General features: G+C 71.4%; 19 protein-coding genes. 12 read left to right on the top strand and 7 right to left on the bottom strand.

Annotation, left to right across the window (positions count from 1 at the left end; translation table 11 throughout):
- The first annotated feature begins 38 nt into the window (after nucleotides 1-38).
- The 8 genes from ACFSCV_RS09345 (at nucleotide 39) to pheT (ending at nucleotide 7,159) form a co-directional block, all read left to right on the top strand.
- On the top strand, nucleotides 39-848 hold the full coding sequence (locus ACFSCV_RS09345) for a TSUP family transporter (protein WP_378799211.1): 810 nt from the start codon (nucleotides 39-41) through the stop codon (nucleotides 846-848).
- Between the two features lie 126 nt (nucleotides 849-974).
- Nucleotides 975-1,181 (top strand): TOBE domain-containing protein, encoded by a 207-nt coding sequence (locus tag ACFSCV_RS09340; protein WP_378799209.1) that lies wholly within the window; start codon nucleotides 975-977, stop codon nucleotides 1,179-1,181.
- Complete coding sequence (locus ACFSCV_RS09335; RefSeq protein ID WP_378799207.1) at nucleotides 1,178-1,675, top strand: hypothetical protein; 498 nt, start codon at nucleotides 1,178-1,180, stop codon at nucleotides 1,673-1,675. The genes ACFSCV_RS09340 and ACFSCV_RS09335 overlap by 4 nt, the downstream gene beginning before the upstream one ends.
- A gap of 74 nt (nucleotides 1,676-1,749) precedes the next feature.
- On the top strand, nucleotides 1,750-2,532 hold the full coding sequence (locus ACFSCV_RS09330) for an AcvB/VirJ family lysyl-phosphatidylglycerol hydrolase (protein ID WP_378799205.1): 783 nt from the start codon (nucleotides 1,750-1,752) through the stop codon (nucleotides 2,530-2,532).
- A gap of 170 nt (nucleotides 2,533-2,702) precedes the next feature.
- On the top strand, nucleotides 2,703-2,900 hold the full coding sequence (gene rpmI / locus ACFSCV_RS09325) for a 50S ribosomal protein L35 (RefSeq protein ID WP_020187175.1): 198 nt from the start codon (nucleotides 2,703-2,705) through the stop codon (nucleotides 2,898-2,900).
- Nucleotides 2,901-2,955: 55 nt separating this feature from the next.
- Nucleotides 2,956-3,330 carry a 50S ribosomal protein L20 gene (rplT, locus tag ACFSCV_RS09320; protein WP_378799203.1) on the top strand — a complete coding sequence of 125 codons (375 nt, stop codon included), beginning with the start codon at nucleotides 2,956-2,958 and terminating at the stop codon, nucleotides 3,328-3,330.
- A 184-nt stretch (nucleotides 3,331-3,514) separates the two neighbouring features.
- Complete coding sequence (pheS, locus tag ACFSCV_RS09315) at nucleotides 3,515-4,606, top strand: phenylalanine--tRNA ligase subunit alpha (protein WP_378799201.1); 1,092 nt, start codon at nucleotides 3,515-3,517, stop codon at nucleotides 4,604-4,606.
- Nucleotides 4,607-4,738: 132 nt separating this feature from the next.
- Nucleotides 4,739-7,159 (top strand): phenylalanine--tRNA ligase subunit beta, encoded by a 2,421-nt coding sequence (gene pheT / locus ACFSCV_RS09310; RefSeq protein ID WP_378799199.1) that lies wholly within the window; start codon nucleotides 4,739-4,741, stop codon nucleotides 7,157-7,159.
- 14 nt (nucleotides 7,160-7,173) lie between these two features.
- Here pheT and ACFSCV_RS09305 read toward each other — a convergent pair whose 3' ends face one another.
- On the bottom strand, nucleotides 7,174-8,277 hold the full coding sequence (locus ACFSCV_RS09305; RefSeq protein ID WP_378799197.1) for a response regulator: 1,104 nt from the start codon (nucleotides 8,275-8,277) through the stop codon (nucleotides 7,174-7,176).
- Nucleotides 8,278-8,507: 230 nt separating this feature from the next.
- On the opposite strand from ACFSCV_RS09305, the gene ACFSCV_RS09300 reads away from it, so the two are divergent.
- From ACFSCV_RS09300 to ACFSCV_RS09285, 4 genes are all read left to right on the top strand, one after another.
- Complete coding sequence (locus ACFSCV_RS09300) at nucleotides 8,508-9,443, top strand: AEC family transporter (RefSeq protein ID WP_378799195.1); 936 nt, start codon at nucleotides 8,508-8,510, stop codon at nucleotides 9,441-9,443.
- 34 nt (nucleotides 9,444-9,477) lie between these two features.
- Nucleotides 9,478-10,245 (top strand): alpha/beta hydrolase, encoded by a 768-nt coding sequence (locus ACFSCV_RS09295; RefSeq protein WP_378799193.1) that lies wholly within the window; start codon nucleotides 9,478-9,480, stop codon nucleotides 10,243-10,245.
- A gap of 92 nt (nucleotides 10,246-10,337) precedes the next feature.
- Nucleotides 10,338-11,111, top strand: a complete 774-nt coding sequence (locus ACFSCV_RS09290; RefSeq protein ID WP_378799191.1) for a M48 family metallopeptidase — start codon at nucleotides 10,338-10,340, stop codon at nucleotides 11,109-11,111.
- An 82-nt stretch (nucleotides 11,112-11,193) separates the two neighbouring features.
- Nucleotides 11,194-12,399, top strand: a complete 1,206-nt coding sequence (locus tag ACFSCV_RS09285) for a multidrug effflux MFS transporter (protein ID WP_378799189.1) — start codon at nucleotides 11,194-11,196, stop codon at nucleotides 12,397-12,399.
- Here ACFSCV_RS09285 and trmB read toward each other — a convergent pair.
- From trmB to ybeY, 6 genes are all read right to left on the bottom strand, one after another.
- Nucleotides 12,380-13,069, bottom strand: coding sequence for a tRNA (guanine(46)-N(7))-methyltransferase TrmB (gene trmB / locus ACFSCV_RS09280; protein WP_378799187.1), 690 nt, complete (start codon nucleotides 13,067-13,069; stop codon nucleotides 12,380-12,382). The two genes, ACFSCV_RS09285 and trmB, sit on opposite strands and share 20 nt — an antisense overlap.
- Nucleotides 13,070-13,106: 37 nt before the next feature.
- Nucleotides 13,107-14,276, bottom strand: coding sequence for a methionine adenosyltransferase (metK, locus tag ACFSCV_RS09275; protein WP_378799185.1), 1,170 nt, complete (start codon nucleotides 14,274-14,276; stop codon nucleotides 13,107-13,109).
- A 100-nt stretch (nucleotides 14,277-14,376) separates the two neighbouring features.
- The gene (locus tag ACFSCV_RS09270; RefSeq protein WP_378799183.1) at nucleotides 14,377-14,790 is read right to left on the bottom strand and encodes a helix-turn-helix domain-containing protein; all 414 of its coding nucleotides are present in this window, start codon (nucleotides 14,788-14,790) and stop codon (nucleotides 14,377-14,379) included.
- Nucleotides 14,791-14,928: 138 nt separating this feature from the next.
- On the bottom strand, nucleotides 14,929-16,521 hold the full coding sequence (gene lnt / locus ACFSCV_RS09265; protein WP_378799181.1) for an apolipoprotein N-acyltransferase: 1,593 nt from the start codon (nucleotides 16,519-16,521) through the stop codon (nucleotides 14,929-14,931).
- A 33-nt stretch (nucleotides 16,522-16,554) separates the two neighbouring features.
- A complete protein-coding gene (locus ACFSCV_RS09260; protein ID WP_378799179.1) occupies nucleotides 16,555-17,541 on the bottom strand; it encodes a hemolysin family protein in 987 nt (328 codons plus the stop codon).
- A 2-nt stretch (nucleotides 17,542-17,543) separates the two neighbouring features.
- Nucleotides 17,544-18,071, bottom strand: a complete 528-nt coding sequence (ybeY, locus tag ACFSCV_RS09255) for an rRNA maturation RNase YbeY (RefSeq protein WP_378799177.1) — start codon at nucleotides 18,069-18,071, stop codon at nucleotides 17,544-17,546.
- Nucleotides 18,072-18,102: the final 31 nt, after the last annotated feature.

Below are 18,102 nucleotides of genomic sequence, written 5' to 3'. Positions count from 1 at the left end.
GTCCCGCGCCGCGCCGGCGCAAGCTCCGCCGTCGACCCATGATCTCGCTGTCCATCGAGACGCTCGGACTGTTCGCGCTCGTCGGCCTGCTCGCGGGCGTCGTCGACGCGATCGCGGGCGGCGGCGGGCTGGTGACGGTGCCGGCGCTGCTGCTCGGCGGGCTCGATCCGGTGTCGGCGGTGGCGACCAACAAGCTGCAGGGCACGATCGGCACCGCCGCGGCGACCGCGCGCTTCGCGAAGGCCGGCATGCTGGAGATGCGGTCCCGCACGCTGTGGCTGCAGGCTGGGCTCGCCTTCGCCGGCGCCGTCCTGGGCTCCGCGCTGGTCTCCTTCGCGCCTGTCGAGGCGATGCGGACCGGGCTGCCGTTCCTGCTGGTCGCGGTCGCGCTCTATTTCGCCTTCGGCCCGGCGCTCGCGGATCTCGACGGCCGCGCCCGCATGACGCCGCTCGCCTTCGCCGTGGGCGTCGCCGCGCCGATCGGCGTCTATGACGGCGTGTTCGGGCCCGGCGCCGGCTCGTTCTACATGATCGGGCTGGTGGCGCTCGCGGGCCTCGGCGCGGTGAAGGCGGTGGCGCGCACCAAGCTCCTGAACCTCTCGTCCAACCTCGCGGGGCTGATCGTGTTCATCCTGGCGGGCCACGTGGTGTGGTCGGCCGGCCTCGCCATGGCGGCGGGCACGCTCGTCGGCGCAAGGCTCGGCGCCGGCCTCGCGCTGAAGCACGGCGTCAGGCTGGTGCGGCCGCTCGTGATTGTCGTCGCGCTTGCCCTGAGCCTCCGCCTCATGCTGGACTCCGGCCACCCGGTGGGGGCGCTCCTGCGGACGATGATCGCCGCGACGCCCTGAACGACGCCCGCCGGCCGCGTCGCTGGACGCCTTCTCTTCCGCCGCGCATCCCAGCGGCGACGTCGCTCGTCCCGTCACAGATGCGCCGGCGGCCGCGGCCACCCGGCCAGCGAAGGAACGCGCCCCATGAAGATCAGCGCTCGCAACCAGTTCAAGGGCAAGGTCGTCGAGGTCACCAGAGGCGCGACGACCGCGCATGTGAAAGTCGACATCGGCGGGCAGGTCGTGACGTCCTCGATCACCAACGCCGCCGTGGACGACCTCGGCCTCGTGGTCGGTTCCGAGGCTTACGTCGTGATCAAGGCCTCCGACGTGCTGGTCGCCGTCGAATGACGCGCCTTTCGACGGCCGTCGCCGTTCTCGCCCTCGCGGCCGCTCCCGCTCTCGCCGCCGAGACCGGCGGCTGCGGCGCTTTCGCCTGGCCGATCGAGCCGGACAAGGCGCTGCTGGCGGCCGCGCCCATGGCCGAGACCGGCGCGCGGCTCGATCTCTCCCGCCCCGCCGCCGTGCGCCTGGTGCTGACGGACGCCGCCAAGGCCGGCTTCGAGCTGCCGCCGGGCAAACCGGCGGCGGCCGCGGCGCCGGCCGGCGCGTTGCGCTTCGAAGCCAGAACCGGCGTCTACCAGATCACCACGACGGAGCGGGTCTGGATCGACGTGGTGCAGGCCGGCAAACGCCTGGACGAGGCGGGGTTCTCCGGTGTGCTCGACTGCGAGGGGGCGCGCAAATCCGTCCGCTTCCAGCTCCAGGACGGACCCGCGACGGTCCAGATCAGCGGCTCGCCGTCGCGCACCGTCGGAATCGCGGTGACAGCCCTGCCGCGGTGAGCGGATCGCGGCCCTGATCGCGCCGCAATCCGCGCGCGACGTCGCGCTTCCGGATCGCCTGCGGGACCTCGCCGATGACGCCGCGCCGCGCCCTGATCAGCCTCGCCTTCGCCGGCGCCGCCCTCGCGGCGACGCCGGTCCTCGCCCGGACCTTTCATCACTGGTTTCCCGGCTTCGCGGAGGCGGCGCTGCCGCCGGGCGAAACGCTGCCGGAGATCGCGGACCTCCCCGTCGTGGCGGTCGCGCCCCGCGCGGGGCCGCCCCGCGCCGCCGTGATCCTGGTCACGGGAAGCGGCGGATGGGCCGACCTCAACCGCAAGCTCGCCGCGGGTTTCGCCGCCGAAGGGATCGCGACGCTCGGTCTCGACAGCCTGCGCTATTTTCTCGCGCCGCGGTCCCCGGACGAAGTGGGGGCCGACGTCGGCCGCATGATCGAAGCCGCCCGCCGCGTCTGGGGCGTCGAGGACGTGGCGCTGGTCGGCTACTCCTTCGGCGCCGACACGGCGCCGGTGGCCTACAACCGGCTTCCGCCGGCCGACCGCGCCGCCGTGCGCGCCGTCGCCATGCTCGGCCTGTCCGACACGGCGGATCTCGCGATGGGCGTCGCCAAGATCGTCGCGCGGATCCAAGGCTACCCGCAGTCGACCGCGGCCGAGGTGGCGCGCGTCGCGCAGGCCCCGGAGCGCCCGGCGATCGTCTGCGTCTACGGCGAGGAGGAGCAGGCGGAGGGCCGCACGCTGTGCCCATCGCTCGACCCGTCGCGCGTGCGCTTGATCGAGACGCCGGGCGGTCATCATTTCGACGGCGATTACAACGCCCTCGCCCACGCCGTGGCGGCGACGCTGAAGCGCGCGTGAGCCGTTGCAAACGAACGGGAGCCCGCGTATAAGCCCGGCTTCCGCGCGGGCCCGGCCGGTTATGGGCTGCCGTGGCGCGCCCTTTTAACTGCTCGAAGCCTCGGGCCTGGCCGGCCTCCCTCGCGGGGGGCGGGCCGATCGCCGGAGGCTTCTCCTCATCGGAGAGCGAAATGCCCAAGATCAAGTCCAAGTCGGCGGCGAAGAAGCGCTTCCGCTTCACCGCGACCGGCAAGGTCATCTCCGCCCAGGCCGGCAAGCGCCACGGGATGATCAAGCGCACCAACAAGCAGATCCGCAACCAGCGCGGCACGACCATCCTGACGCCGCAGGACGCGCGGATCGTCCGGACGTTCCTGCCCTACGGCTGACGCCCTGCTGTTTCGAAGCGCTTTCCCGAACACCTGACTCTGAGAGATTTGACCCATGGCTCGCGTTAAACGGGGCGTCACGTCCCACGCCAAGCACAAGAAGACGCTCGACGCCGCGAAGGGCTTTTACGGCCGTCGCAAGAACACGATCCGCGCCGCCAAGGCGGCCGTCGATCGGTCGATGCAGTACGCCTACCGCGACCGCAAGAACAAGAAGCGCACCTTCCGCGCGCTCTGGATCCAGCGCATCAACGCCGCGGTTCGCGAGCACGGCCTGACCTATTCGCGCTTCATCGACGGCCTGGCCAAGGCCGGCATCGAGGTCGACCGCAAGGTGCTTTCGGATCTCGCGATCCACGAGCCGGCGGCCTTCGCCGTGATCGCCGCCAAGGCCAAGGACGCGCTTCCGCAGGAAGCCGCCTCGGCGTGAACTGAACCGGGCGTCATGGACGCCCGTCTTCAGAACTAACCTCGTCATGGTCCGGCTTGACCGGACCATCCATCTCAGGCGTAGAGCTCTGGGCCCGACATGGGTCCTCCGGTCAAACCGGAGGATGGCGCCGCGGGTGGGATGGCCGTCGGCGCGACGCCGTCCCGAACGGAAGCGGCGTCGCATGACCGATCTCGACAGTCTCAATGCCCTTGAAGCCGACGTGCTGGCGCAGGTCGCCGGCGCCGCCGACGAAGCCGCGCTGGAAGCCGTGCGCGTCGCGGCGCTCGGCAAGAAGGGCTCCGTCTCCGAGAAGCTGAAGACGCTGGGCTCCATGAGCCCGGACGAACGCAAGACCTTCGGTCCGGCGCTCAACGCCCTGCGCGACCGCGTGGCGGCGGCGCTGGCCGAGCGGAAGGCGGCGCTCGCAGACGCCGCGCTTGACGCCCGGCTCGCCTCCGAGCGGCTCGACGTCTCGCTCCCCGTGCGCGAGAGCGGGCTGGAGACCGGCCGCATCCATCCCGTCAGCCAGGTGATGGACGAGCTGACCGCGATCTTCTCCGCCATGGGCTTCTCGGTCGCCGAAGGCCCGGACATCGAGACCGACGAGCTCAACTTCACCGCGCTGAACTTCCCTGTGGGCCATCCGGCGCGGGAGATGCACGACACCTTCTTCCTGCCGGAGAAGGCGGACGGCGAGCGCCTGCTGCTGCGCACGCACACCAGCCCCGTGCAGGTGCGCACCATGCGAAGCGCGCAGCCGCCGATCCGGGTGATCTGCCCCGGCCGCACCTATCGCTTCGACATGGACCAGACGCACACGCCGATGTTCCATCAGGTCGAGGGCCTCGTCATCGACAAGGAGGCCCATCTCGGCCACCTGCGCTGGGTGCTGGAGGAGTTCCTCAAGACCTTCTTCGAGGTGCCGTCGGTCGAGCTCCGGTTCCGCCCGTCGTTCTTCCCCTTCACCGAACCGTCGATGGAGGTGGACGTCCGCTGTCGCAAGCTGCCCAACGAGGTGCGCATCGGCGAGGGCGACGACTGGCTCGAGATCCTCGGCTGCGGGATGGTGCATCCCAACGTGCTGCGCAACTGCGGCGTCGATCCGGACGTCTACCAGGGCTTCGCCTGGGGCATGGGGATCGACCGCATCGCGATGCTCAAATACGGCATGCCGGACCTGCGCGACCTGTTCTCGGCCGACGTCCGCTGGCTGCAGCACTACGGCTTCCGCCCGCTCGATTTCCCGACGCTTGCGGGCGGATTGTCCTCCTGACGCGCGCATCGTCCCGGACGGCCGCAAGGCCGGGCCGGGATCGTTCGCCGATAAGCGCTTGTTCCTGACGACGACCCCGGCTCTGCGCTCCGCTTGGCCGGGATGACGCCGCAAGGCTCTAGGTTCGATCCGATGAAGTTCTCCCTCTCCTGGCTGAAAGAGCATCTCTCCGGCGACGCCGACCTCGTGGAGGTGACGGACACGCTGACCCGCGTCGGGCTGGAGGTCGAGCACGTCGAGGACAAGGCCGGAGAACTGTCGGCCTTTGTCGTCGGCCACATCCTCGACGCCCAGCGCCATCCCAACGCCGACAAGCTGCAGGTCTGCTCGGTCGACATCGGCAAGGGCGCGCCGCTGCAGGTGGTGTGCGGCGCCCCGAACGCCCGCGCGGGGCTGAAGGTCGTGTTCGCCGCGCCCGGAACGGTGATCCCCTCGTCCGGGGTGAAGCTCGGCGCCTCCGAGATCCGCGGCGTCGCCTCGGGCGGCATGCTGTGCTCGGCAAAGGAGCTCGGGCTCTCCGAGGAGAGCGAGGGCATTCTCGAACTGCCCGCGGACGCGCCGGTCGGCCGGCCGTTCGCGCCGTTCATCGGGCTCGACGACCCGGTGATCGAGATCGCCGTGACGCCGAACCGGCCGGACTGCCTCGGCGTCCACGGCGTCGCCCGCGACCTCGCGGCCGCCGAAATCGGCGAACTGATCGAACCGTCGGTCCGCGCGGTCCGTGGCGCGTTTCCCTGCCCGACCTCGGTCCGTTTCGAGTTCGGCGACACGGAGCCGCTGTCGCCCTTCTTCGGCCTGCGCCTCGTGCGCGGCGTCAAGAACGGCCCATCGCCGGACTGGCTGCAGCGCCGGCTGCGCAGCATCGGCCAGAAGCCGATCAACGCGCTGGTCGACGTCACCAACTACCTGACCTTCGACCGCGGCCGCCCGCTGCATGTGTTCGACGCCGCCAAGGTGACGGGCGACCTCGTCGTGCGGCGCGCCCGCGCCGGCGAGAGCGTCGTCGCGCTCGACGGCAAGACCTATGCGCTCGACGCGAGCATGTGCGTGATCGCGGACGACGCCGGCGTGCAGTCGATCGCGGGCGTGATGGGCGGCGCGGCCACGGGCTGCGACGAGGCCACCACCGACGTGCTGATCGAGAGCGCTCTGTGGGATGCGCTCAACATCGCCCGCACCGGCCGCACGCTGAACGTCCACTCCGACGCCCGCCACCGCTTCGAGCGCGGCGTCGACCCGGCTTTCGCGCTGCCGGGCCTCGAACTCGCGACGGGGCTCATCCTCGACATCTGCGGCGGCGAGCCCTCGGAGATCACGACCGCCGGCGACGTTCCCGAGCGCGACCTGATCATCGACTTCCCCGTCTCCGAGGTGAAGCGCCTCGCGGGTCTTGCGGTGACGGCGGCCGAAGTGAAGGCGCCGCTGACGCTGCTCGGCTTCTGGGTGACCGGCCAGGGCGACCATCTCAAGGTGGCCGTGCCGAGCTGGCGCCCGGATGTGTCGGGCAAGGCGGATCTCGTCGAGGAGGTCGTGCGCATCGTCGGGCTCGATCGCGTCGAGGCGACGCCGCTGCCGGCGGGCGCCAGCGTCGGCGGCGCGAAGCTCAGCCCCGCCCAGCGCCGCGCCCGGGTCGCCCGCCGCACGCTCGCCGCGCGCGGGCTGGTCGAGGCCGTGACCTGGTCCTTCGTCTCGAAGACGCAGGCGGAGACCTTCGGCGGGGCGAAGCCCGAGCTCGCGCTCGCCAACCCGATCGCGGCCGACCTGTCCGACATGCGGCCGAGCCTGCTGCCGGGCCTGATCGCCGCCGCCCAGCGCAACGCCGACCGCGGCCTCCCCGACACTGCGCTGTTCGAAGTGGGACAGGTGTTCTGGGGCGACCGTCCGGACGACCAGAAGATCGCCGCGACCGGCCTGAGGCGCGGAACCGCGAAGGCGCGGGGCGCCGGCCGGCACTGGGGCGAGGCGACGCTGCCCGTCGACGCGTTCGACGCCAAGGGCGACGCGCTGGGCGTGCTCGCCAATCTCGGGCTGCAGCCCTCTGCGGTGCAGATCGCGCAAGGGGCGGCGCCCGGCTGGTTCCATCCCGGCCGCTCCGCCGCGCTGCAGCTCGGCCCCAAGGTCGTGCTCGGCGCCTTCGGCGAGCTGCATCCGCGTACGCTGGCCGCGCTCGGCGTCTCCGGTCCGCTCGTGGGCTTCGAATTGATCCTCGACGCGCTGCCGCAGCCGAAGGCGAAGCCCACGCGCGCTAAGCCGCCGTTCGAGGGCTCGGCGTTCCAGCCGCTGTCGCGCGACTTCGCCTTCGTGGTGGATCGCGACGTGGCCGCGGGCGAGCTGATCCGCGCCGCTCAGGCGGCCGAGCGCAAGCTGGTCACGCGGGTCGATCTGTTCGACCGCTACGAGGGGCCCGGCGTGCCGGAGGGCAAGGTCTCGCTCGCCCTCGCCGTGACGCTGCAGCCGCGCGAGAAGACGCTGACCGACGCCGAGATCGAGGAGATTTCGGCCCGCATCGTCGCGCAGGTCGCGAAGGCCACCGGGGCGACGCTGCGCGGCTGACGCCGCGGCGGGCGTCAGCCCGCCTTGGCGCGCGGGGCGGCCGGCGCGATCGCGCCCCAGAGTTCGGCGACCGAGAGCGGCTTGACCACCACCGCGTCGACCCCGGCGCGCTCGAACGCCGCGATCTCGTCGTCGAACGCGCGCGCCGTCACGCCGACGATGCGGATCCCGCTCGCCGGCGCCGGCAGCGCCCGGATCGCGCGCGTCGCGGCGAGGCCGTCGAGGCGCGGCATGGTGGCGTCCATCAGCACCAGGTCGTAGCCGCCGCGCGCGACCGCGGTCACCGCCGCCTCGCCGTCCGTCACCATGTCGTAGCTCAGCCCGAAATGGTCGAGCAGCGTTCCGATGACGCGGCGGTTGATCGCGTTGTCCTCGGCGACGAGCACATGGGGGGAGGGGCCTGCGGGCGCCGGCCGGGCCGCGCCGAGGCGCAGCACGACGCCGACCTCCGCGCCGCCGGCGGGACGGTTCGCGGCCTCCGCCTGCCCGTCCATCGAGGCCGCGAGCTCGGCGACGAGCGCGAGCCCGAGTCCGGCCGCGCCGCGGGATTCGGGGCCCTGCACGAAGGGCTCGAACAGGCGTTGGGGCTCGTCCCCGAGGCCGCGGCCGGTGTCACGCACCGAAAGCCGCAGCGTCACCGACGCCGTGTCGCCCTCGACGCGTTCGAGCGCGAGCTCGATCGCGCCGCGCTCGGTGGCGCGGAGGGCGTTGTCCGCGAGATTGTCCACGATCTGGCGCAGCGCGCCCTCGTCGGCCAGCACGTGATCGGGCACGCCCGCCCCGCGGGTGACGCGGAAGCCGACGCGCTGGAGCGCGGCCCGCGCCGCAATCGGCGGCGCGACGCGCGCGAGGAAGGCGTCGACGTCGAGCTCGCCGACCGTGGGCGCGCGCTCCGCGACGCCGAGCAGGGTGCTGGCGACGCCGAGCAGGTGCTCGGCCGAGGCCTTCAGCGCGCTGGCGTGGCCGCGGGCGGTCTCCGACAGCTCCTCGGCGAGCAGCAGTTCGGCGAGCGCCAGGATTCCGCCGAGCGGGGTGCGGATCTCGTGAGCCGCGACGGCGATGCGCCGCGCCGGATCGGGCGCGTCTCGGTCGTCGAAAAGGCTCGCGGTCGCAGTCATACGGCAGGCGTCTCGTTTTCGGGGGGCGGCGTTCGTCGTCCGGCGAAAGTGACGTTCAGGCTTTAATGATGGGCTAAGCCGATCGCCGAATACATGGTGTTTCACTCCTCATCCCCAGAAGGGTAGGCCTGCGGCGTCCTGCGTTGACCCCTAGCGTCTCAACGCGTATCGCATCGGATGATCCGTCGCCGTCCCCATCTGCTCGCCGGTTCGCCGGCGTCCGGCCCCCGATGTCCCAGCTCATCGCCATCGTCCTGCCGACCTTCGGGCTCATCGGGCTCGGTTTCGTCGCGGCCCACCTGAAGCTGCTGGGCGATCGCGCCGGCGACGGCCTGTCGGACTACGTGTTCCTGATCGCGGTGCCGGCCCTGATTTTCCGGACGCTGGTGGGCGGGGGACCGATCGGCGACAACCCCTGGGGCTACTGGGTCGCCTATTTCGCGGGCGTGGCGGTGGTCTGGACCCTCGGCATGGTGTTCGCGACCCGGCTGTTCGGGCGCGACCGCCGCGAGGCCGCGATCCACGGCTTCGCAAGCGGCCAGTCCAACACCGTGCTCGTCGGCGTGCCGCTGATCCTTCAGGCCTATGGCGACGCGGGCGCGACGCCGCTGTTCCTGCTGTTGGCGATCCATCTGCCGATCATGATGTCGACCGCCGCGCTGCTGATCGAGGCGGCGTCGTCCGAGGGGCGCAAGCTCAAGATCGCCACCGGTCTCGCGCGCACGATCGTCACCCATCCGATCATCCTCGCGCTCGCGGCCGGCGTCGCCGCGAAATCCGCGGGCGTGCAGCCCACCGGCGCCGCGCTCTCGATCGTGGACCAACTCGCCGCCACCGCGAGCCCGTGCGCGCTCGTCGCCATGGGCGTGGCGCTCAAGCGCTACGGCATGCTGAGCGACCGTCTGCCGGTGCTGGCGATCAGCGGGCTGAAGCTGGTGCTGCACCCGTTCCTGGTCTGGGTGCTTGCGGTGCACGTCCTGCCGGTGCCGCCGGTCTGGGCCGGCGTCGCGGTGCTGTTCGCGGCCATGCCGTGCGGCATCAACGCCTATCTCGTCGCGGCCCGCTACAAGGTCGGCGAGCGCACGGCGTCGGCCGCGGTGGCGGTGTCGACGGCACTGTCGGTCGTCACCGTGTCGGGCTGGCTCTGGGTGCTGGGGCTCGTCTGAGCCCTGCGCCGCGCATCATCTGGGAGAAGACCTCATGGCCGAACCGGAACGCCGGACGCTGACGGTGGGGCAGGGCGCCGAGGCGCGCGAGATCGCGGTCCTGCATCGCGCCGGAGAGGGCCCGTGCGTGGTGTGGCTCGGCGGCTTTCGCTCCGACATGACCGCGACCAAGGCCAGCGCGATCGACGCCTGGGGCGCGCGGACCGGCCGCGCGGTCCTGCGGATCGACTATTCGGGGCACGGCGCCTCCAGCGGCCGCTTCGAGGACGGCACCATCGGCTCATGGCTCGAGGACGCGCTCGCCGCGATCGAGGCCTTCGCGGGCCCGGCGCCGGTGCTCGTCGGTTCGTCCATGGGCGGCTGGATGGCCCTGCTCGCGGCGCGGCGGATGGCCCGGCCGCCTTCTGCGCTAGTGCTGATCGCGCCGGCGGTGGATTTCACCGAGGAGCTGATGTGGGCGCGCTTCTCCGACGAGGTGCGTCTCGAAATTCTGGAGACGGGACGCTGGATGCGCCCCTCCGAATACGCGCCGGGTCCCTATCCCATCACCCGCGAGCTGATCGAGGAGGGCCGGCGCCACCTCATGTTGGGCGGCCCGATCCGGGTCGGCGCGCCCGTGCGGATCCTGCAGGGCATGCGCGATCCGGACGTGCCGTGGGAGCACGCCATGCGGCTGGTGGAGCTGCTGGCCGACGACGACGTCGTCGTCACGCTGGTCAAGGACGGCGACCATCGGTTGTCGCGCGATGAAGATATCGGGCGCCTGATCGCGGCCGTGGACGGCGCGGGCGCGGGCGCCTGAGGGGGCTCGCCTCGCGGGAATCGGCGCAGGTAAAGTCGCCAGCGTCCTGATTCGCCGTCGTGGTCGACGGCGATCCGCTCCCGACGGTCGTCATGTCCCTGCTTCGCGTCTTCCGCTCCCGCCCGTTCCAGTCGCGCCCCGACCCGCGGGTCGTCGGCGACGCGCTGGTCGTCGACACGCGGCTGGGCCAGGTCGCGATCTCCGTCCGGCGCAGCGCGCAGGCGCGGCGCATGACGCTTCGCGTGCGCACGGCGGCGCGGGACGTGACGCTGACCCTGCCGGCGCGGACGCCGCTGGGCGCCGCGCGCGACTTCGTCGAGCGCCATGTCGGCTGGATCGAGCAGCGGCTGGCGCGGCTGCCCGAGCGGGTGCCGTTCGCGGCCGGCGAGATCGTGCCGCTGCGCGGCCAGCCGCACCGCATCGCGTTGCGGGAAGGCGTGCGCGGCGTCGTGCGGGTGGAGCCCGGTCTGCGCGGCGACGACCCCACGCTCGCGGTGCACGGCGCGGCGGCGCACATGTCCCGCCGGGTGACCGATTTTCTCAAGCGCGAAGCGCGGCGGGATCTCGCGGCGGCCGTCGCCCGCCACGCCGCGGCGCTCGGCGTCTCGGTCGGGCGGATCTCGCTCAAGGACACCACGACGCGCTGGGGGTCGTGCTCGGTTTCGGGCGATCTCGCCTTCTCGTGGCGGCTGATCCTCGCTCCGGCCCATGTGCTGGACTATCTCGCCGCGCACGAGGTCGCGCACCGCAAGGAGATGAACCACGGTCCGCGCTACTGGGCGAACGTAGCCCGCCTCGCGCCGGACTACGAGCGCTCCGAGGCCTGGCTGAAGGCGCACGGGGCGACGCTGCACCGCTACGGCTGAGGCCCGCGTCTCGAAGCGTGGCGCCTGCGCGCTATGTGAGCGCCCTCCGACGCCCGCCGCGCCAGCCGTTCGATCTCACGCCATGCTTCTGCGACCCGACACGCTCGCGCTGACCGCCGTGCTCGCCCTGCTGACCGCGGTCGGCCCGCTCGCGATCGACATGTATCTGCCGTCGCTGCCTCACCTGACGGCGGCGCTCGGCGCGAGCCCGGCCGGCGGGCAGATGACGCTCTCCGCCTTCCTGCTGGGCTTCGCGGTCGGCCAGATCATCTACGGCCCGCTGTCCGACGCCCGCGGGCGCAAGCCGACGCTGCTCGCGAGCCTCGCGCTGTTCACCTTCGGCAGCGCGCTCTGCGCGATCGCGCCCTCGATCGAGATGCTGATCGCCGCCCGCTTCGTGCAGGCGCTCGGCGGCGCGGGTCCTGTCGTGCTGGCGCGCTCGATCGTCCGGGATCTCTATTCCGGGCCGCGCGCCGCCCGCGAGCTCGCCCGCATGGCGACCATCCTCGGGGTGGTGCCGGCCGCCGCTCCGCTCATCGGCGGCGTGCTGGAGACGCAGTTTGGATGGCGCGCCACCTTCGTGCTGCTGACCGTGGTGCTCGGCCTCGAGATGCTGATCGTCGCCGCCATGCTGCCGGAGACGCTGCGCGTCCGGGCGCCCTCGCTCAGCGTGCGCGCCGCGCTCGCGAGCTACGGCGTGTTGCTGCGGCACAGCGGGTTCCTGTCCTATCTCGGGCTCACGGTGATCGCCTTCGGCGGCCTGTTCGCCTACATCTCGACCTCGTCCTTCATCCTGCAGTCGGTCTACGGGCTGTCCGAGATCGCCTATGGCGCGGCCTTCGCGATCGGAGTGATCGGCTTCATCGGCGGCACGCTGACCGCGGGGCCGCTGGTGCGGACGCGGGGGCTCGACGGCGCGATCGGCGTCGGCTCCGCGGCGGTCGCCTGCGGGGGGACGCTGATGCTCGCGCTCGTGCTGTTCGCGCCGCCGACGCCGGCCTCGGTGGTCGTCCCGATGATGGTCTATCTGTTCGGGGTCGGCCTCGTGATGCCCCAGAGCATGGCCTCGGCCCTGCAGCCGTTTCCGGAGCGCGCGGGCGCGGCGTCGTCGCTCGTCGGCTTCAGCCAGATGGCGTTCGGGGCGCTGGTCGGAATCGCGCTCGGGCGCACGCTTGGCGGCGGCGTGCTGCCGCTGCCGGTCACGGTCGCGTTTTTCGGCGTCGCCACGCTGGCGCTGTTCCGCCTGTCGCGCGCCGCGCGGCGGGGCGTCACGTCCGTCGGAAGATGAGGTAGCTGCCCTTGCGGCCCTCGCGGATCGCCTTGGCCTCGTAGCGCGTGCCGGGCCAGCCGGCCCAGGGCTCGCGCCAGTCCGCGGCGCGCTCCGCGGTCCATTGGAAATCGGGCGAGCGCCGCACATGCTCCAGCGTCCAGGCGACGTAGGTGTCGATGTCGGAGGCGAAGCGGAACGGCGCGCCGGGTTTCAGCACGCGGGCGATACGGGTGAGGTTCTGGTCGGAGACGAAGCGCCGCTTCCAGTGCCGCGTCTTGGGCCAGGGATCGGGATAGAGCAGGTCGACCCGCGACAGCGAGGCCTCCGGCAGCGCGTCGAGCAACTGCGTGGCGTCGTCGTCGAACAGTCGGACGTTGGTCAGCCCGAGACGTGAGACGCCGTCCAGACCCTTGGCGAGGCCGGCGAGAAACGGCTCGACGCCGATGAAGCCGGTCGTCGGATGTGCTGACGCCTCGTGCAGCAGATGCTCGGCGCCGCCGAAGCCGATCTCGAGCCGGACGTCGTCGACGGGATGCGGAAACAGACGCGCGAGGTCGGCGGGAACGGACGCAGGGTCGACCCGCAGCCGCGGCAGGTCGTCGGCGATCAGGGCCGCGCGGCCGGCGCGGAGCGGTTTGCCCCGTCGCCGGCCGAAGAACGAGCCCTCGTAACGCGCTTCGTCGGACATGCTGAACCTGGTCGACGCCCGACGCGGCGCTTCGGTCTTAGAACTGCGACTTGAGAGCTTCGGCCAGGTCCGTCTTCTCCCAAGAGAAGCCGCCGTCGGCGTCGGGCTCGCGACCGAAATGGCCATAGGCGGCCGTGCGGGCGTAGATCGGCTTGTTGAGCTGCAGGTGCGTGCGGATGCCGCGCGGGCTCAAGGAGATGATCTCGCTCAGCACCTTCTCCAGCTTGGCCTCGTCCACGCGGCCGGTGCCGTGCAGGTCGACATAGATCGACAGCGGCTCGGACACGCCGATGGCGTAGGACAGCTGGATGGTGGCGCGGTCCGCGAGGTCGGCCGCGATCACGTTCTTGGCGAGGTAGCGCGCGGCGTAGGCGGCCGAGCGGTCGACCTTGGTCGGGTCCTTGCCGGAAAACGCGCCGCCACCGTGCGGGGCCGCGCCGCCGTAGGTGTCGACGATGATCTTGCGGCCGGTCAGGCCGGCGTCGCCGTCAGGGCCGCCGATCACGAAGGCGCCGGTCGGGTTTACGTGCCAGACCGTCTCGTTGGAGATCCAGCCTTCGGGCAGGGTCTCGCGGATGTAGGGCTCAACGATCGCGCGGATGTCGGCCGAGGACTGGTTCTCGTCGGTGTGCTGGGTCGACAGCACGATCGAGGTGACGCCGACCGGCTTGCCGTTGGCGTAGCGGACGGTGACCTGGCTCTTGGCGTCCGGTCCGAGCGTCGGCTGCTCGCCGGAATGGCGGACTTCCGAAAGCCGCTTCAAGATCGAATGCGAGTAGTGCAGCGGCGCCGGCATCAGGCTCGGCGTCTCCTTGCAGGCGTAGCCGAACATGATGCCCTGGTCGCCGGCGCCTTCGTCCTTGTTGCCGGACGCGTCGACGCCCTGCGCGATATGGGCGGACTGGGCGTGCAGGTAGACGGCGACGTCGGCGTTCTTCCAGTGGAAGCCGTCCTGCTCGTAGCCGATGTCCTTGATGGCGGCGCGGGCGGCCTCGGCGATCTGCTCCTTGGTGACGCTGTCGGGTCCGCGGACCTCGCCGGCGATCACCACGCGGTTGGTCGTGACCAGGGTCTCGCAGCCGACGCGCGACTCCGGGAAGGCACCGAGATAGATGTCGACCACCTCGTCCGAGATGCGGTCGCTCACCTTGTCGGGATGACCTTCGGAAACGGATTCGCTCGTGAACAGATAGTCAGCGCGGGCCAATGCTTGCTCCCTGACCGAAAAGAACGACGGAAACGTTCGATCTAACGAACGTTCCGTTCTTCGCAGATGCGAACATTCCGGTCAAGCGAACGGCCCGCGCTCAGGCCGCCGGCTTGCTTGTGTCGGCCAGCGCTGAAACCAGATCCACGATTTTGCGCCGCACCTTGGAATCGCCGATGCGCACGAACGCCTTGTTGAGCTGGAGGCCTTCGGTCGTGGTGAGAAAGTCGACGACGTAGTCCGAGCCGGGCGCTTCCGCCATGCCGGGCGTGGTCGGCTCCGATCCGGGGGCGTCGTCGAAGAAGTAGGAGACCGGAACGCCCATCACCGTGGCGATCTGCTGCATCCGGCTGGCGCCGATGCGATTGGTGCCTTTCTCGTACTTCTGGATCTGCTGGAAGGTGATGCCGAGCGCTTCGCCGAGCTTTTCCTGACTCATACCGATCAAGACACGCCTCATTCGGACCCGACTGCCGACATGCTTGTCGACCGGGTTCGGCGTCTTCTTAATCATAACTTTCTCCTCGCAGCTCTCGCGTGCGGCGTCACCCCCCGCCGTACAACCCTAAATGGACCGCGCGAACGTCCACGAGCGTTCGGCTTCTCGACGCCATCTGGCGCTGCGGAAATTGGCCACTTCGCGTTTCTAATGTCAAACGCGGCGGCGCGCCCGTATCGCAACCAGCACGAAAAGAACGGGAAAGATGAGAAACAACAAACCTGAGGTAGAGTAATAGGCGGTTGAACCTATCGGAAGGGGCAGCTGCGCGTCGACCACGCCCCGTTCGCCCAGCGGAAGCGAAGAAATTGTGCGCCCATACGCGTCGACCACCATCGAGATACCGCCGTTAGCGGAGCGGACGAGCGGAAGACCTTGCTCCACGGCGCGGACGCGGGCCTGGGCGGCGTGCTGGTAGGGCCCGGGCGTGCGGCCGAACCATGCGTCGTTGGTGACGTTCAGCAGGAAATCGGGCCGATCTCCCGGCGTGATCTCCCAGGGAAAGATCGCTTCGTAGCAGATCAGCGGCCGGAAGCGCGGCCCCTGGGGCAGGGTGATCAGGTTCGCCCGCGTTCCGGACGCGAAGCCGCCTTGCAGCCGGGTGAGCTGCTCCAGTCCGATCGCCTCGAGCAGGCTCTGGAACGGCAGGTACTCTCCGAACGGAACGAGGTGGAGCTTGTCGTAGGTGTCGTCGATCGCGCCGTCGTCGCCGACGAGATGTACGGCGTTCCAGAACGTAGCGCCCGAGCCGTCGGCGGCGCGCTCGCCGCGGACCGCGCCGGTGACGAGCGTCGCGCCGGGTTCGAGGCTCTGCGCGATCCGCGCCAGCGCCTCCGGCGTGCGGGACAGCAGGAACGGGAAGGCGGATTCGGGCCAGACCAGCAGGTTGGCGTCGGCGAAGCCGCGCCGGTCGGGACCGCGCGCCTCGTCGGACAGCGCGACATAGGCGTCCATGATGGTGTCGCGCGCGGCGTCCTGGGACTTCATGTCCTGCGGGATCTCGGGCTGGATCGCGCGCACGGAGACGCGGGTGTCGAAGCCGGTCTCCGCGAGGCCGAGGCGGACGCCGCCGAAGACGGCGAGCGCGGCGAGCGCCGCGACGGCGAACGCGACGCCGCGCTTCGCCGGCCGCGCGTCGGCGAGCGCCGCGGGCGCGGCGAAGATCGCCAGCGCGAGGAAGGTCAGTCCCTCGACGCCGACGACGGACGCGAACTGGCCGAGCCAAGCCTGGTCCGCGAGCGCGTAGCCGAAGGCGTTCCAGGGAAAGCCGGTCAAGATATGGCCGCGCGCGGTCTCGGCGAGGCCGAGCGCGGCCGCGAAGGCCAGCACGCGGGCGGGGGTTCCGCTCCAGAGCGCCCGGGCGAGCGCGAAGCCGAGCGCGTGGAACAGCGCGAGCCCGGCCGGCAGGCCGGCGACCGCGAAGGGCAGGAGCCAGCCGAACACGTCGGCGTCGACGAGGAAGGCGGAGCCGATCCACCACAGGCCGGCGAGGAAGTAGCCGAAGCCGAAGCACCAGCCGGCTCCGGCGGCGGAGAGCAGCGTCCGGCCCTTCGTCGCGCCTGCGGCTCCGTCGATCAGCCAGACCGCGACGGGAAAGGTGAGCGCGAGGACCGGCCAGAGCGAGAAGGGCGGCATCGCCAGCGCCGACGCCGCGCCGGCCGCGAAGGCGATCAGGGCCCTGCGCCAGCCCGAGGCCAGCATGATCGATCCGGCGGCCGCCGCGAGGGTCTCGATGCGTCGCGTCATGGCGGTGTTCCGGTGGGCGCCGGGGCGGCGGCGTCAGGCCGCGTCGGCGGCGCCTCCCGGCGTATCCGATTCGGCGTCCTCGCGCCTGGGCGCCGGCGGGGCGATCCGCACCGACACCACCCGCCGCGGGTCGGCCTCGAGAACCTCCAGCCGGCGGCCGCCCGGGCCCTGCACCACGTCGCCCTGCGCCGGCACACGGCCCGCGAGGGTGACGATCAGCCCGCCGATGGTGTCGACGTCGTCGGAATAGGCGGAGACGTCGAAATCCGTTCCGACCGCCTCGACGACGTCGTCGAGCGAGGCGCGGGCGTCGGCGACGAAGCCGCCGGCGCCGTCGGGGGCGATGCGGGCCTCCTCGGCGTCGTCGTGCTCGTCCTCGATGTCGCCGACGATGGTCTCCACGAGGTCCTCGATCGAGACCAGTCCGTCGACCCCGCCATATTCGTCGACCACCAGCGCGAGGTGGATGTGCAGCGACTGCATGCGCGTCAGCAGATCGGAGACCGGCATCGAGGGCGGCGCGTAGATCACCGGACGCACGAGGTCGAGATCGGCGATGCGCGCCTTGAAGTCGACGCCGCCGGCGTCGAAGCCGCCGTCCGCGGCGGCCCGGGCGATCAGAGCCAGCGCGTCCTTGACGTGCACCATGCCCGCGGGCTCGTCGAGCGAGCCGCGGTGGACCGGGAGCCGGGAATGGCCGGCCTCCTGGAAGGTGGCCAGCAGCTCCGCGAAGTTCATGTCCTCGGAGACGGCGTCGATGTCGGTGCGGGGCACCATGACGTCGTCAACCCGCGTGTCCTTGAGCGCGAGCACGTTGCGCAGCAGCACGCGCTCCAGCGCGCTGATCGACAGGTCGGCCTCGTCGCCGGTCTCGAGCGCTTCCGAAAACTCCTGTCTCAGCGTGGGCGCGGCGCCCAGCCCGACGAAGGAGCGCAATCGCTCGATCCAGTTGTCCTGACGGGCCTCGCCGTCCTGCCCGTGATGGGCGCGGTCGCGGGGCGATGAAGCGGGGGCGTTCATGGTCATGGCCGTTGGAGAAGCGGTTCAGGCGCCAAGGGGAGGTCGGCGTAGGGGTCGGCGACGCCGAGCCGGGCGAGGGCGCGCGTCTCAAGCGCCTCCATCTCCTCGGCCTCGTGGTCGTCGATGTGGTCGTAGCCGAACAGGTGCAGCACGCCGTGGACGACGAGATGCGAGACGTGGTCGGCGAGCGGCTTGCCCTCGTCGCGCGCCTCCGCGGCGACGGTCTCGAAGGCGAGCACCACGTCGCCCAGCATGGGCGCGTCGGCCATCTCGTCCGGCTCGAAGGCCGGGAAGGTCAGGACGTTGGTGGGCTTGTCCTTCTCGCGCCATTCGGCGTTGAGCGCCCGCACCCGCGCGTCGTCGGCGAGCGTCACGGCGAGTTCGGCGTCCGGGCGGGCTTCGAGCCCGGCCTCGTCGAAGGCGGCCGCCACCGCGCGGGCGACGGTCGCCTCGGCGTCGGGCAGGGCGGCCCAGAGTTCGCTGTCGCGCACGGTTTCGAGCGCGACGGGGGGAGATCGGTCGGCGCTCACGTCCGCGGCTCCCCCGCGCAAGGCGCGTGAG

Source organism: Methylopila henanensis, assembly GCF_042681025.1.
Lineage (GTDB): Bacteria > Pseudomonadota > Alphaproteobacteria > Rhizobiales > Methylopilaceae > Methylopila > Methylopila henanensis.
The sequence above is the reverse complement of the archived record's forward strand: the minus strand, read 5'-3'. Positions and strand labels throughout refer to the sequence as shown.